This window comes from Variovorax sp. DAIF25, from assembly GCF_050711835.1.
Lineage (GTDB): Bacteria > Pseudomonadota > Gammaproteobacteria > Burkholderiales > Burkholderiaceae_C > Variovorax.
In genome coordinates this window covers 736,571-749,316 of the sequence record NZ_CP136637.1, presented here as the reverse complement: position 1 = coordinate 749,316, position 12,746 = coordinate 736,571, and the positions used below count along the sequence as shown (strand labels likewise).

Here is a 12,746-nt window from a genome sequence, read left to right as displayed (position 1 = left end):
GCGAGGGTGAGGGGCCCGGCTTACTTCGCCGTAGGCATCACGAACTCCGCCCCCTTCGGCGTGCTCTCGGGCCAGCGCTGCATGATCGACTTCTGCTTGGTATAGAAGCGCACGCCTTCCTCGCCATAGGCGTGCATGTCGCCGAACAGCGAGCGCTTCCAGCCGCCGAAGCCGTGCCAGGCCATCGGCACCGGGATCGGCACGTTGATGCCGACCATGCCGACCTGGATGCGGCGGCCGAATTCGCGTGCCACATTGCCGTCTCGGGTGAAGCAGCTCACGCCGTTGCCGAATTCGTGGTCATTGACGAGGTCGACGGCGTCCTTGAAGTTGGCGACGCGCACGCACGACAGCACCGGGCCGAAGATCTCTTCCTTGTAGATGCGCATCTCGGGCGTGACGTGGTCGAACAGGGTGCCGCCCATCCAGAAGCCGTCGTCGCAGCCCTTGCCGGCCTTGGCGCCGTCGAACTGGCGGCCATCGACCAGCAGCTTCGCGCCTTCCTTCTCGCCCTGGGCGATGTAGCCGGTGATGCGTTCGTGCGCGGCACGCGTGACGATCGGGCCCATCTCGGCCTCGAGGTTCTCGCCGTCGAGCACCTTCAGGGTCCTGGTGCGCTCGATCAGCTTCGGCATGATCTTCTCGGCCGCGTCGCCCACCAGCACCGCCACGCTGATCGCCATGCAGCGCTCGCCGGCCGAGCCGTAGCCCGCGCCGATCAGCGCGTCGACGGCCTGGTCGATGTCGGCGTCGGGCATCACCACCATGTGGTTCTTGGCGCCGCCCAGGGCCTGCACGCGCTTGCCGTGGCGCGCGCCGGTCTCGTAGATGTAGTTGGCGATCGGGGTCGAGCCCACGAAGCTCACGGCCTTGACGTCGGGATGCTCGAGCAGCGCGTCGACCGCTGCCTTGTCGCCCTGCACCACGTTGAACACGCCGTCGGGCAGGCCGGCCTGCTTGAGCAGCTCGGCGATGCGCAGCGAGGGGCTCGGGTCGGTCGGGCTGGGCTTGAGGATGAAGGTGTTGCCCGCGGCGATCGCCACCGGGAACATCCACATCGGCACCATCACCGGGAAGTTGAAGGGCGTGATGCCCGCGACCACGCCCAGCGGCTGGCGCAGGGTCCAGTTGTCGATGCCGGTCGAGACCTGGTCGGTGAAGTCGCCCTTGAGCAGCTGCGGAATGCCGCAGGCGAACTCGACGATGTCGATGCCGCGGCTGACCTCGCCCTGCGCGTCGGTGAACACCTTGCCGTGCTCGGCGGTGATCAGGTGGGCCAGTTCGTCCTTGTGTTCGTTGAGCAGCTGCAGGAACTTGAACATCACGCGGGCGCGGCGGATCGGCGGCGTGTCGGCCCAGGCCGGGAAGGCAGCCTGCGCGGCGGCCACGGCGGCGGCGACCTGGCTGGCGTCGGCCAGGCCGGCGCGGCCGGTGACGGCGCCGGTGGCAGGGTTGGTCACGTCCTGCGTGCGGCCCGAGGTGTTGGCGACGGCCTGGCCGGCGATGTAATGGTCGATGGACTGGATGGGCATGGTGCGTGTCTCTCGTGTGAAAGGAGGCGGGATGCGAAGGAATGGCGGGGGATCGAGGGCCAGTTTAGGCAGCGCGCTCGTCCTCGCCTAGACGCGAAGCTTGAACTTATTGTTTGCGATAGTGAACAATGGATCCATGAAGACCCAAAATATCGAGTCGCTCTGGACCCACCTGCACTGGCTCACGGTGCTGGCGCAGCAGGGCAGCTTCACGGCGGCGGCGCTGCGGCTCAACGTGAGCAAGGCGGCCATGAGCCAGCGCATCGCCGAGCTCGAGCGCGCGGCCGGCGCCTCGCTGGTGCAGCGCACCACGCGCAGCGTGCGGCTCACCGAGGCCGGCCAGCGGCTGGTGGAGGACATGCGCGGGCCCTTCGAGCAGATCGCCCACAGCTTCGAGGGCGTGCGCGACCTGGCCGGCGTGCCGCGCGGGCTGGTGCGCGTCACCGCGCCGGTGGCGCTGGCGCGCCAGCAACTGGTGCCGCGGCTCGCGGCCTTCCTGCGCGCGCAGCCCGAGGTGCGCATCGAGCTCGACATGTCGGACCGCCTGAGTTCGCTCGCGATGGAGGGCTTCGACCTCGCGATCCGCCACACGGCCGCGCCGCCCGACACCCACGTCGCCTGGACCCTGTGCGACACCCGCTCGGTGCTGGTCGCGAGCCGCGCCTACCTGCGCCGCCGCGGCACGCCGCGCGAGCCGCAGGCGCTGGCCGAGCACGACTGCCTGCACTACCCGCGCGCGCAGGAAACGCCGACCTGGCATTTCGAGGCGCGCGCCGCGGCCTCGAAAGCAGCGGTGCAGCGCATCACGGTGCCGGTGTCGGGGCCGCTGGTGGCCAACAACAGCGAGGCGCTGCGCGACGCGGCCGTGAGCGGCCTGGGCATCGCGCTGGTGCCCGACTTCAGCGCGCAGTCGGCGCTGCAGTCGGGCAAGCTGCAGGAGGTGCTGCCGCAATGGCGCTCGGTCGGGGCCTTCGGCGAGAAGCTCTATGCGATCCGACCCTATGCCACCCATGTGCCGCGCGCCGTGGCCGTGTTCGTGGCCTGGCTGCGCGAGACGCTGGCCGAGGGTTTCGACGCGTGAGCGAAGCACCGACAATGCAACGCCACGGCGCGAGCGCGCCGCACCCTCCCATCCTTTCATGACACGTTTTCTCCACACGGCCGACTGGCAGATCGGCCGCCAGTTCGCGAGCTTCGACCCCGAGCACGCGCCGATCCTGGCCGAGGCGCGCATCGCCGTGGTCGAGCGCCTCGCCGCGCTCGCGCTCGAGCACCGGGTCGACGCGGTGCTGGTCGCGGGCGACGTGTTCGATGCCCAGACCGTGTCCGAGCGCACGTTGCGCCGGCTGTTCAATGCACTCGCCGCCTATCCGGGCCCCTGGCTGCTGATCCCCGGCAACCACGATGCCGCGCTGGCCGAGAGCGTGTGGACGCGCGCGCAGCGCCTGGGCGCGGTGCCGCCCCACGTGCACCTGCTGCTCGCGCCCGAGCTGCGCCTGTTCGAGGCCCAGGGCTTCGCGGTGCTGCCCGCGCCGCTCGCGCAGCGCCACACCTACAACGACCTCACGGCCTGGTTCGACGAGGCCGGCACGCCCGCGGGCCTGCTGCGCATCGGCCTCGCGCACGGCAGCGTGCAGGGCCTGCTGTCGGAGGACATCGATTCGGCCAACCCGATCGCGCCCGAGCGCGCGGCGAGCGCGCGGCTCGACTACCTCGCGCTCGGCGACTGGCACGGCTGCAAGCGCATCGACGCGCGCACCTGGTACGCGGGCACGCCCGAGCCCGACCGCTTCAAGGACAACGGTTCGGGCCAGGCGCTGCTGGTCGAGATCGACGCGCCCGGTGCGGAGCCGCGCGTCACGCAGCTGCAGGTCGGCCGCTTCCGCTGGCAGGCCATCGCCGGCGTGCTGCAGGTCGCGAGCGACGCCGATGCGCTCGAGGCGCAGCTCGAGGGGCTCGATGCGCACGACGTGGTCGACCTGCGCGTGCAGGGCCGCATCGACCTCGCGGGACTGCAGCGGCTGCAGGCCGCGATCGGCCGCGCGGAGGCGCGCGCGCGCCATCTGCAGGCCGACCTGTCGGCGCTGCGGCTCGAGCCCACCGACGAGGACATCGCCGGCCTGCGCGCCGACGGCTACCTCGGCGAGGTGATGCAGGAGCTGCGCGAGGCCCAGGCCGGCGCGGACCCGGCGCAGGCGCGCATCGCGCAGGACGCGCTGGCGCTGCTCGCGGCCGAACTCGCGCGCGGCGCGGCGGAGGGGGCCCGGCCATGAAGCTGCAGATCACCCGCTTGCGCGTCGAGCAGCTGCGGCGCTTTCGCGCGCCGTTCGAACTCGATGGCTTCGAGCCCGGCCTCAACATCGTCGCGGCCGCCAACGAGGCCGGCAAGAGCACGCTGGTGCGCGCCATCCGCGCGGCCTTCTTCGAGCGCCACCGTTCCACCCAGGTCGAGGACCTGCGCCCCTGGGGCGAGGGCACGGGCGCCGCGCCGCAGGTCGAGCTCGACTTCCTGCTCGACGGCCAGCCGCACCGGCTCATGAAGAGCTTCCTCGCGAAGAAGCGCTGCGTGCTCGATGCCGGCGCGCGCAGCCTCGAGGGCACCGAGGCCGAGGACCACCTGGCGCAGCTGTTCGGTTTCTCGTTCGCGGCCAAGGGCGCGAGCCGGCCCGAGAACTGGGGCATTCCGGGGCTGCTGTGGGTGGAGCAGGGACGCGGCCAGGAGCTCGACGTGAGCCATGCGCGCGACCACTTGCACGATGCGCTGCGCGACCCGGCCGGCGATGCCGCGGCGCCGCTGGCCGCGAGCGGCGGCGATGCGCTGCTCGACAGCCTGCGCGCGCAGCGCGACGAACTGCTGACCTCGACCGGCAAGCCGCGCGCCGCCTATGCCGAGGTCATCGAGCAGGCCGCCGCGCTGCAGGCGCAGCGGGCCGCGCTCGATGCGCAGATCACCACCTACCGCGAGCAGGTCGACCAGCTCGCGCTGATGCGCCAGCAGCACCAGGCCGACGAGACGGCCCGGCCCTGGGACGCGCTGCGCGAGGAGCTGCAGGCCGCGCAGACGCGCAACGAGTCACTGCAGGCCGGCCAGGCGCAATTGCTTGGCGACCGCGCGCGGCTGCGTCAACTGCAGGAGACGCGCGACCTGCTCGCCAAGGCGCTCGAAGGCCTGGCGCAGCAGCAGGCGACCGCGCAGGCGCGCGAGCGGGCCGCCGAGGAGGCCGAGCGCCAGTTGCGCGAGAGCGACGAGGCCGTGGCCCAGGCGCGCACGCAGGCCGACGCGGCGCAACGGCGCGTCGATGCCGCGCGCGAGGCCTGGCGCGCGGCGAGCCAGGAAGCGCAGCGGCGCGGCCTGCAGCAGCAACTGCAGCAGGCGCAGGCCGAGGTCGCACGTCATGCCGAGAACCTCGCGCGCGCCGAGGAAGCGCAGGAGCGGCTCGCGGCCCTGCGCGCCACGGCCGCCTCCACACCGGCGATCCAGCCGGCCGAACTCGATCGGCTGCTCAAGCTCGAACGCGCCGAGCGCGATGCCGACCTGCGCCGCCAGGCTGTCGCCACGCGATTGCAGTTCATGCTGCCCGAAGGCCAGGCGCTGCGCCTGCAGGCGCGCGGCGAAAGCCACGAGCTGCGCGCCGAGGGCGAGCGGCTAGTCGACGCGCCCGCCACGCTGCACCTGCCCGGTGGCGGGCAACTGATCATCACGCCCGGCGGCAACGACCTCGCGGGCCTGGCGCGCCAGCATGCCGATGCGCGCGAGGCGCTGCAGGCGGCGCTGCGCTCGCTCGGCGTGGACGAGGTCGCGCAGGCCCAGGCGCGGCAGCGCGCCGCGGCCGACCTCGAGGCCCAGACCCGGCTCGCGCAGCAGGCACTGGCGATCGTCGCGCCGCGCGGCATCGACACGCTGCGCGGCGAGCATGCCCAGGCACAGGCCCGCCATGCGGGCGCGCAGGCCGCGCTCGAACGGCTGCCCGCAACGCCCGCGGGCGAGTTGCCCTCGATGGAAGAGGCCGAGGCCGCGCAGGAAGCCGCCGTGGCGGCCGAGCAGGCGCTGCGCAAGACCCTGAGCGAGGCGCAGCGCCGCCAGTCGGCCGCGCAGGGCGCGAGCGAGGCGGCACGGCGCGAACTGGCCGCGGCACAGGCCACGTTGGCCGATCCGGGCCGCCAGCAGCGCCAGGCGCAGGCGAACCAGCAACTGCTGGCCGCGAGTGCCGAGGCCGATGCCCTGGCCGCGCGCATCGATCTCACCGAGACCGAATTGCAGGCCGCGCGGCCCGACATCGTGCTGCAGGACATCGAGCGGCTGCGGCGCAGCATCGAGCAATTGATGCGCGGCCACCAGCAGCGGCGCGAACAGCTGCTGGTGCTGGAGAGCGGCCTGCAGCAGGCCGGCGCCCAGGGCCTCGAGGAACAGCGCGAGGCGCTGGCCGGCCAGCTCGCGCAGGCGCAGCGCCGGCAGGCCGACCTGCAGCGCCGCGCCGAGGCGCTGTCGCTGCTGTGCCGCAAGCTCGAGCAGAAGCGGCAGGCCACGCTGACCCGACTGCAGGCACCGCTGCAGGCGCGCATGCAGCACTACCTGCCGTTGCTGATGCCCGGCGCCACGGTGGAGATGGATGCGGGGCTCGCGCCCGCCACGCTCACGCGCGCGCGCCTGGGCGGCCCGGTGGAGAGCGGTCAGTTGCAGGAATTGAGCTTCGGCGCGCGCGAGCAGCTGCGGCTCATCAGCCGCTTCGCCTATGCCGACCTGCTGCAGGAGGCGGGCCGTCCGACCCTGCTGATCCTCGACGACGCGCTGGTGCACAGCGATGCGCCGCGCCTGGCGCAGATGAAGCGCGTGCTGTTCGATGCGGCGCAGCGGCACCAGGTGCTGCTGTTCACCTGCCATCCCGAGGACTGGCGCGATATGGGCGTGGCGCTGCGGCCACTCGCCTGAAGAGCTTCGCGAGCGGGCCTTACTTGGCCAACCCGACCGGCATGCTCGCCAGCGAAATCTCTTCGGCTTGGGTCTGCACCGACGCCGGAGCCTGCGCCACGGCCGCCCGCTCGCGCTGCACCGCGAGGTAGAGGCAGGCCATCGTGACGACGACCACCACCAGCGACACGAGCACGGTCCATGTGGCGAGCGAAGCCTCCTTGTGGCCGCCGCCATCCGCGATCCAGTTCTTTTGCGCCACAGCCATTTTGGGAACCTCCAGGAATATGGCCGCAATGATCGCGAGGGGCGCCGGGGGAGGCGCGTCGGACGGCGCCGATGGCGCATGTAACTGAATGCCTCCTGCGCCTGGCGGCGGCCTGCTCAGTCCGCCGCGACCAGCTTGAGCCCGATCACGCCCGCGAGGATCAGCGCTATGCACAGCAGCCGCAGCGGTGCCGCCGAATCGCCGAGCGCGAGCACGCCGACGATCGCGGTGCCCGCGGCGCCGATGCCAGTCCAGACCGCGTAGCCGGTGCCCATGGGCAGGGTGCGCATCGAGAACGACAGCAGCACCACGCTCGACAGCCCCGTGGCGACCGTGAACAGGGCCGGCACCAGCCGCGTGAAGCCCTCGGAGGACTTCATCGCGAAGGCGAAGGCGATCTCCAGCAGCCCGGCGATGCCGAGCAGGGTCCAGGCCACGCTCAGGCCTTGGCGGCGGCCGCGGCTGCCGCCGGCGTGGCGCGGAAGGTCACGCCGAGGCGGTTGAAGGCGTTCATCAGGCCGATGGCATAGGTCAGGTCGACCAGTTCCTTCTCGCTGAATTCGGCGCTGGCGGCCTGGTAGTCGGCATCGGGCACGCCGGTGTCGGCCACGCGCGTCACCGATTCCGACCAGGCGAGCGCGGCGCGTTCGCGCGCGCTGAACACGGCGCCGGCCTCGTGCCACACCGGCACCAGCACCAGCTTGTCGACGGCGAGGCCGCCCTTGAGCAGGTCGCGCGAATGCATGTCGATGCAGTAGGCGCAGCCGTTGATCTGCGAGACGCGCAGGTAGACGAGGTCGACCAGTTCCTTGGGCAGGCCGCTCTTCTGGAGCGCGGCGTACACCCCGCCGAAGGCCTTGTAGCCTTCGGGCGAAACCTTGGCGTAGTCGATGCGATGGGTCATGACGGATCCTCTGGAAGCAATGTGCGTTGAATGAAGAACCGTATGGTGCCGCGGCTTGGTCTACTTCAGAAGAGCCATGATCGGCCTTGCGTTCTAGGCCATGATCCGGCCGCGGCGCTTCACATCAGCGGCAGGATCCGCCGTGCGAGCCGCTCGGCCGTGGCGGTGGAATCGACGTTCGTGAAAGCCACCATCAGCGCGGGCGCGATGTCCCGGTCGATGGCCCAGTCGCTCAGCGCCTCCGCGAACAGGCCTTCCTCGCGCATGCGCGCGACCAGCCTGCGGTCGGAGCGCCGGCCCTGCAGCCGCAGGATCAGGTGCATGCCGCCGGGCTGTTCGTCGATGCGCACCTTGGCGCCGAGCACGCGCTCGAGGCCGATGCGGGTCGCGTCGCGGCGCTCGGCATAGAGCCTGCGCATGCGCTGGATGTGGCGCGCGAAATGCCCTTCGGCGATGAAGTCGGCGACGATCGCCTGCGTGAGCTGCGGGCTGCCGCCCGCGAACATCGCCTGGGTCCGTTCGAAGCGCTCGACCTGCGCCTCGGGCACGACGAGGTAGGCCAGCCGCAGGCTCGGAAACAGCACCTTGCTGAAGGTGCCGGCATAGATCACGCGGCCGTCGCGGTCCAGGCTCTTGAGCGCGGGCAGCGGACGGCTGGCATAGCGGTACTCGCCGTCGTAGTCGTCCTCGACGATCCACGATCGGTTGCGCCGGGCCCAGTCGAGCAGCGCGAGCCGGCGCGGCAGCGACAGCGAGACGCACAGCGGGCTCTGGTGCGCGGGCGTGACCACCGCGGCGCGCGCCTTCGGGGCCAGCCGCAGGCCCTCGGCCACCACCAGCCCCTCGGCGTCCACCGGCACCGCCACGCCCGCGAGCCGCATCGCGGCCAGCAGTTCGCGCGTGGGCGGATAGCCGGGGTTCTCGAACCACACGCGGTCGGCGGGCTTGAGCAGTGCCTGCGCGATCAGCTCGAGCGTGTGGCGGTAGCCCGAGGTGAGGAAGACCTGCGAAGGCGCGCAGTCGATGCCGCGCGACACATGCAGGTAGGCGGCGATCCCGGCGCGCAGCGCGGGCAGGCCCGGCACGGCCGGATGCGTCATGTCGATCGGCTGCATCGCGCGCGCGGCGCGCGCGCCCAGCCGTGCCCAGATCTTGCGCGGGAAGACGTCGAGCGCGGGCAGGCCCATCTGGAACGGCAGGATCGAATCGGGCCGGAAGCTCGGCGTGTAGGGGCGGGCCGCGGGCGCCGGTTGCTCGCGCGCGACCGGCATGCGCGGCCGCAGGCTCGGCGACACCACCGTGCCCGCCTGCCCGCGCGCCTGGATGTAGCCCTCGGCCGCGAGCAGGCCGTAGGCGGCATCGATGGTGCCGCGCGCCAGGCCGAGTTCCTGCGTGAGCGCGCGCGCCGAGGGGATGCGGTCGCCGGGGTTCAGCGTGCCGCTCGCGATCGCGTTGCGAAAGCGTCCGTAGATCTGCCGGTAGTAGGGCTCCGGCGACTTCGGGTCCAGCGGCGAGAGATGGGCGAGGGTCCCTGCGGCCATGGCGTGCGTGAGGAGAGAGGAGGGTGCGCAGGATCGTAGCACCGGGCCATCGATCATGGCCCATTCCAAATATCGATTCATGGCTCTTCGTGGCAGGCCATGCGATTCCTAGAATCGCCGCCATCACATCATGGGGAGCGAACGATGAACATCCTGCACCTGGACTGCAGCCCGCGCGGGCAAGACTCGGAGAGCCGCCGGCTCTCGCACAAGATCGTCGAGCACCTTCGCGGGCAGGCGCCCGCGGCGCTGCTCGTGCGGCGCGCGATCGGCGACGGTGGCCTCGCGCACATCGATGCCAACTACGCGCTCGGGCAGCACTCGGCCACGGCCGAGGTCGCGCCGCGGGGCGCGGTCGCGACTTCCGATGCCCTGATCGAGGAACTCGAGAAGGCCGACGTGGTGGTCATCGGCACGCCGATGCACAACCTGAGCCTGCCCTCGGTGCTCAAGGCCTGGATCGACCATGTGGTGCGCGCGCGCCGCACCTTCCGCATGACGCCCGAAGGCAAGGTCGGCATGCTGCGCGACCGGCCCGTGTTCATCGCGATCGCCTCGGGCGGCCGCTTCTCGGGCGAGCGCGCGCGGCAGCCCGATTTCCTCACGCCCTACCTGCGGGCCATCCTCGGCAGCATCGGGCTCACCGAGCTGCACTTCTTCTCGGTGCAGGGCACGGGGCTGGGCGAAGCGGCCGTGGCCGAGGCGAGGTCCGCGGCAGACCTCGCGCTCGCGGCGCACTTCGCGAACTAGTTCAGTCTCAGGCGAACATCGCGCGCGAGATGCCAGCGCGCCGCAGCATGGCCTCGAACACCAGCCGGTTGACGGGCCCGCGCCCCGCGACACGCGTGGCCGGCACGGTCTCGAGGATCTCGGCGGGAATCGCACGGTTGGCCCCGCGCCCGGCATCGGACGCGAGCTGGATCTCGCAGGCGCGCTGCAGCGTCCACAGGCGGTTGAAGGCGGTCGGGATGTCGGGCCCCGCGGTCAGCAGCCCGTGGTTGCGCAGGATCAGGTGGTTGGCCTGGCCGAGCGAGCGCACCAGCCGCGGCTGCTCGTCGAGGTTCGTGGTCACGCCCTCGTAGTCGTGGTAGGCCACGTCGCCGTACATCATCGCGCTGTAGAAGTTGTCGTGCCGCAGGCCTTCCTCCTTCGACGCGACGGCGCAGCCCGCGGTGGTGTGCACGTGCATGATGCAGTGCGCATCGGGCCGCGCGGCATGCACCGCGCTGTGGATCACGAAGCCCGCCTTGTTGACCGTGTAGGCGCTCTCGCTTTGCGAGTTGCCGCCGATGTCGGTGCAGATCAGGTTCAGTGGCGTGACCTCGGCGTAGTGCAGCCCGAAGGGATTGATCAGGTAGCGCGCTTCCGATCCCTCGCCGGCCTCGTCCACGCGCAGCGTGATGTGGTTGAAGATCAGCTCGGTCCAGCCGAGGTGGTCGAACAGCCGGTAGCAGCAGGCCAGGTCGAGCCGGGCAGTCCATTCGGCGGCTGGCATGCCGGCCGGCGCGGGGGGAGCGGGTGGGGCCGAGGCCGCATCCATCGTCATTCGTGTGTCTCCTGGGTTCTTCGTTCGGATCGTGAGGGTGCGCTGGTCAGTCGACGGTGGCGCCGGTCGACTTGATGACCGCACCCCAGCGGTCCACTTCCTTGTCGATCCAGCGCGAGAAATCCTCGGGCGAGCCGGCCACCACGTCGAATTCCAGCTCCCGGAGTTTCGCGCTGATCTCGGGCGAGCGCACGATCTTCACGATCTCGGCATTGAGCCGGTCGATCACGGGCCGCGGCGTGCCGCCGGGCGCGAGGAAGCCGACCCACGAGGTGGCGACGAAATCGGGGTAGCCCGACTCGACCATCGTCGGCACGTCGGGCACGTTCGCGAAGCGCTTCTCGCCCGTGGTCGCGATCACGCGCAGCCGGCCGTCCTTGACGAACTGCTGCACGTTGCCCGGCACCAGGAAGGCGCTCTGCACGTTGCCGGCCACCAGGTCGACCAGCGCCGGCCCGGCGCCCTTGTACGGCACGTGCGTGATGTCGACCTGCGCGGCGGACTTCAGCATCTCCATCGTGAGGTGCGAGGCACTGCCCACCGCCACCGAGGCATACGACAGCCCGCCCTTGCGCGCCTTGGCCAGCGCGACGAACTCGGCCGGCGTCTTCGCGGGCAGGTCGGCATTGACCACCAGGTACTGCGGCGAGGTCACGGCCAGCGTGATCGGCGCCAGGTCCTTGCGCGGATCGAAGGGCATCTTGCGGAACAACGTGGCGTTGATCGCGATCGGCCCGTTGTAGCCCACCAGCAGCGTGTGGCCGTCGGGCGGCGATTTGGCGACGTACTCGGCGCCGATGTTGCCGCCCGCGCCGGGCCGGTTCTCGACGATCACCGGCTGGCCCAGCGCCTCCTGCAGCTTCGGCTGCACCAGCCGCGCCACCGTGTCGTTGGTGCTGCCGGTGATCGGCACGATGATGCGCACCGGCTTGGTGGGCGCCCAGGGCGCGGCGGCGCTGGCACCGGCCAGCACGGCGAGGCCGAGCAGGCTCGCGAATCTCTTCAGGCGGTTCATGGCGTCTCCTTGGAGGCCTACTTCTGCGGCGCTGGAATGGAGGCGATCACGCCCGCCCACTTGTCCGACTCGGCGTGGATGAAGCTCTTGAAACCGGCCGGCCCGAGGTAGCGCGGTTCGGCCGCGAGCCCGACGATCTGCGACTGCACCTCGGGCCTGGCGACCACGGCCTGGATCGCGCCCGCGAGCTTCTCGATCGCCTCGGGCGGCGCCTTGGCGGGCGCGAACAGGCCCATCCACGCGGTGGCCGAGTAGCCGGGCACGCCGCCTTCGGCGAGGGTCGGAATTTCGGGCGCGACCGCGCTGCGCGTGGCGCTGGTCACGCCGAGTGCCACCAGCGCGCCGCTCTTGATGTGCGGATAGGCCGAGGTCAGGTCGACCACCGCCACCGGCAACTGGCCGCCGAGCAGGTCGGTCACCGCGGGACCGCTGCCGCGGTAGGGCACGGCGACCAGCTTGAGCTTCGCCATGCTGGCCAGCAGTTCGCCCGCGAGGTGTTGCGCGGTGTACTGGCCGGTGGTGCCGTAGCTCGTGCCCTCGGGCGTGGCGCGCGCCTTCTCGATGAAGCCACGCAGGTCGCGCAGCCCGGTCTTCGCGCCGGCCACCAGCACCAGCGGGATGTCGGCCACCTTCGCGACCGGCGCGAGCTGCTCCTGCGGCTTGAGCGGCGCGGCATCGGGCAGGTTCGGATTGACCACGATCGCGCCGGTGGCGCCCATGCCGATGGTGTAGCCGTCGGGCGCGGACTTCGCCACGCCGATCAGGCCGGTGGCGCCGCCGCCGCCGGGCTTGTTGTCGACCACCACGGGCTGGCCGAGCGCGGTGGAGAGTTCGCGCCCGACGATGCGCGCGATGCCGTCGGCCGAGGCGCCGGGCGCGAAGGGAACGACCAGCGTCACCGGTTTGGAGGGAAAGGGTTGGGCGGTGGCAGCGAGGGCGGAAAGCGCGAGGGCGGCGCTCGCGAGCGCACGCGCGCTCAGGCGCGTCGAAAGGATCTTCATGGGGCTTGTCTCCGTGGGTTCTGGATGTCG

12 protein-coding genes are annotated in these 12,746 nt (G+C 71.5%); 4 read left to right on the top strand and 8 right to left on the bottom strand.

Annotated elements, in window-relative coordinates:
• Nucleotides 1-20 precede the first annotated feature (20 nt).
• A complete protein-coding gene (locus R0232_RS37560) occupies nucleotides 21-1,532 on the bottom strand; it encodes a CoA-acylating methylmalonate-semialdehyde dehydrogenase (RefSeq protein ID WP_431514280.1) in 1,512 nt (503 codons plus the stop codon).
• A gap of 136 nt (nucleotides 1,533-1,668) precedes the next feature.
• Between R0232_RS37560 and R0232_RS37555 the strand changes: the two genes are divergently transcribed.
• The 3 genes from R0232_RS37555 to R0232_RS37545 are packed head-to-tail and all read left to right on the top strand — an operon-like array spanning nucleotide 1,669 to nucleotide 6,462.
• A complete protein-coding gene (locus R0232_RS37555) occupies nucleotides 1,669-2,613 on the top strand; it encodes a LysR family transcriptional regulator (protein ID WP_057592669.1) in 945 nt (314 codons plus the stop codon).
• Nucleotides 2,614-2,671: 58 nt separating this feature from the next.
• A complete protein-coding gene (locus R0232_RS37550; protein ID WP_431514279.1) occupies nucleotides 2,672-3,805 on the top strand; it encodes a metallophosphoesterase family protein in 1,134 nt (377 codons plus the stop codon).
• Complete coding sequence (locus tag R0232_RS37545) at nucleotides 3,802-6,462, top strand: AAA family ATPase (protein WP_431514278.1); 2,661 nt, start codon at nucleotides 3,802-3,804, stop codon at nucleotides 6,460-6,462. The genes R0232_RS37550 and R0232_RS37545 overlap by 4 nt, the downstream gene beginning before the upstream one ends.
• Before the next feature lie 19 nt (nucleotides 6,463-6,481).
• On the opposite strand, the gene R0232_RS37540 is transcribed toward R0232_RS37545, so the two are convergent.
• The 4 genes from R0232_RS37540 to R0232_RS37525 all read right to left on the bottom strand — a co-directional run bounded on the left by R0232_RS37540 (nucleotide 6,482) and on the right by R0232_RS37525 (nucleotide 9,154).
• Nucleotides 6,482-6,709: a hypothetical protein gene (locus R0232_RS37540; protein WP_431514277.1), complete on the bottom strand. Its 228-nt coding sequence runs from the start codon at nucleotides 6,707-6,709 to the stop codon at nucleotides 6,482-6,484.
• 116 nt (nucleotides 6,710-6,825) lie between these two features.
• On the bottom strand, nucleotides 6,826-7,146 hold the full coding sequence (locus R0232_RS37535) for a DMT family transporter (RefSeq protein WP_093352546.1): 321 nt from the start codon (nucleotides 7,144-7,146) through the stop codon (nucleotides 6,826-6,828).
• Between the two features lie 2 nt (nucleotides 7,147-7,148).
• Nucleotides 7,149-7,613, bottom strand: a complete 465-nt coding sequence (locus tag R0232_RS37530; protein WP_093352544.1) for a carboxymuconolactone decarboxylase family protein — start codon at nucleotides 7,611-7,613, stop codon at nucleotides 7,149-7,151.
• 119 nt (nucleotides 7,614-7,732) lie between these two features.
• Nucleotides 7,733-9,154, bottom strand: a complete 1,422-nt coding sequence (locus R0232_RS37525) for a PLP-dependent aminotransferase family protein (protein WP_431514276.1) — start codon at nucleotides 9,152-9,154, stop codon at nucleotides 7,733-7,735.
• Between the two features lie 144 nt (nucleotides 9,155-9,298).
• Here R0232_RS37525 and R0232_RS37520 point away from each other — a divergent pair, with 144 nt between their 5' ends.
• On the top strand, nucleotides 9,299-9,904 hold the full coding sequence (locus R0232_RS37520) for an FMN-dependent NADH-azoreductase (protein ID WP_431514275.1): 606 nt from the start codon (nucleotides 9,299-9,301) through the stop codon (nucleotides 9,902-9,904).
• A 7-nt stretch (nucleotides 9,905-9,911) separates the two neighbouring features.
• On the opposite strand, the gene R0232_RS37515 is transcribed toward R0232_RS37520, so the two are convergent.
• Genes R0232_RS37515 through R0232_RS37505 form a run of 3 tightly spaced genes read right to left on the bottom strand, consistent with a single transcriptional unit; the run spans nucleotide 9,912 to nucleotide 12,716 of the window.
• Nucleotides 9,912-10,700: a class II aldolase/adducin family protein gene (locus R0232_RS37515; RefSeq protein ID WP_431514274.1), complete on the bottom strand. Its 789-nt coding sequence runs from the start codon at nucleotides 10,698-10,700 to the stop codon at nucleotides 9,912-9,914.
• Between the two features lie 46 nt (nucleotides 10,701-10,746).
• On the bottom strand, nucleotides 10,747-11,715 hold the full coding sequence (locus R0232_RS37510) for a Bug family tripartite tricarboxylate transporter substrate binding protein (RefSeq protein WP_431514273.1): 969 nt from the start codon (nucleotides 11,713-11,715) through the stop codon (nucleotides 10,747-10,749).
• A 17-nt stretch (nucleotides 11,716-11,732) separates the two neighbouring features.
• Nucleotides 11,733-12,716 carry a Bug family tripartite tricarboxylate transporter substrate binding protein gene (locus R0232_RS37505; RefSeq protein ID WP_431514272.1) on the bottom strand — a complete coding sequence of 328 codons (984 nt, stop codon included), beginning with the start codon at nucleotides 12,714-12,716 and terminating at the stop codon, nucleotides 11,733-11,735.
• Between the last annotated feature and the right edge of the window lie 30 nt (nucleotides 12,717-12,746).

What these genes read in the sequence shown, in the direction of transcription:
- R0232_RS37560 (WP_431514280.1), bottom strand. Translation starts at nt 1,532, where the DNA reads ATGCCCATCCAGTCCATCGACCATTACATCGCCGGCCAGGCCGTCGCC.
- R0232_RS37555 (WP_057592669.1), top strand. Translation starts at nt 1,669, where the DNA reads ATGAAGACCCAAAATATCGAGTCGCTCTGGACCCACCTGCACTGGCTC.
- R0232_RS37550 (WP_431514279.1), top strand. Translation starts at nt 2,672, where the DNA reads ATGACACGTTTTCTCCACACGGCCGACTGGCAGATCGGCCGCCAGTTC.
- R0232_RS37545 (WP_431514278.1), top strand. Translation starts at nt 3,802, where the DNA reads ATGAAGCTGCAGATCACCCGCTTGCGCGTCGAGCAGCTGCGGCGCTTT.
- R0232_RS37540 (WP_431514277.1), bottom strand. Translation starts at nt 6,709, where the DNA reads ATGGCTGTGGCGCAAAAGAACTGGATCGCGGATGGCGGCGGCCACAAG.
- R0232_RS37530 (WP_093352544.1), bottom strand. Translation starts at nt 7,613, where the DNA reads ATGACCCATCGCATCGACTACGCCAAGGTTTCGCCCGAAGGCTACAAG.
- R0232_RS37525 (WP_431514276.1), bottom strand. Translation starts at nt 9,154, where the DNA reads ATGGCCGCAGGGACCCTCGCCCATCTCTCGCCGCTGGACCCGAAGTCG.
- R0232_RS37520 (WP_431514275.1), top strand. Translation starts at nt 9,299, where the DNA reads ATGAACATCCTGCACCTGGACTGCAGCCCGCGCGGGCAAGACTCGGAG.
- R0232_RS37515 (WP_431514274.1), bottom strand. Translation starts at nt 10,700, where the DNA reads ATGACGATGGATGCGGCCTCGGCCCCACCCGCTCCCCCCGCGCCGGCC.
- R0232_RS37510 (WP_431514273.1), bottom strand. Translation starts at nt 11,715, where the DNA reads ATGAACCGCCTGAAGAGATTCGCGAGCCTGCTCGGCCTCGCCGTGCTG.
- R0232_RS37505 (WP_431514272.1), bottom strand. Translation starts at nt 12,716, where the DNA reads ATGAAGATCCTTTCGACGCGCCTGAGCGCGCGTGCGCTCGCGAGCGCC.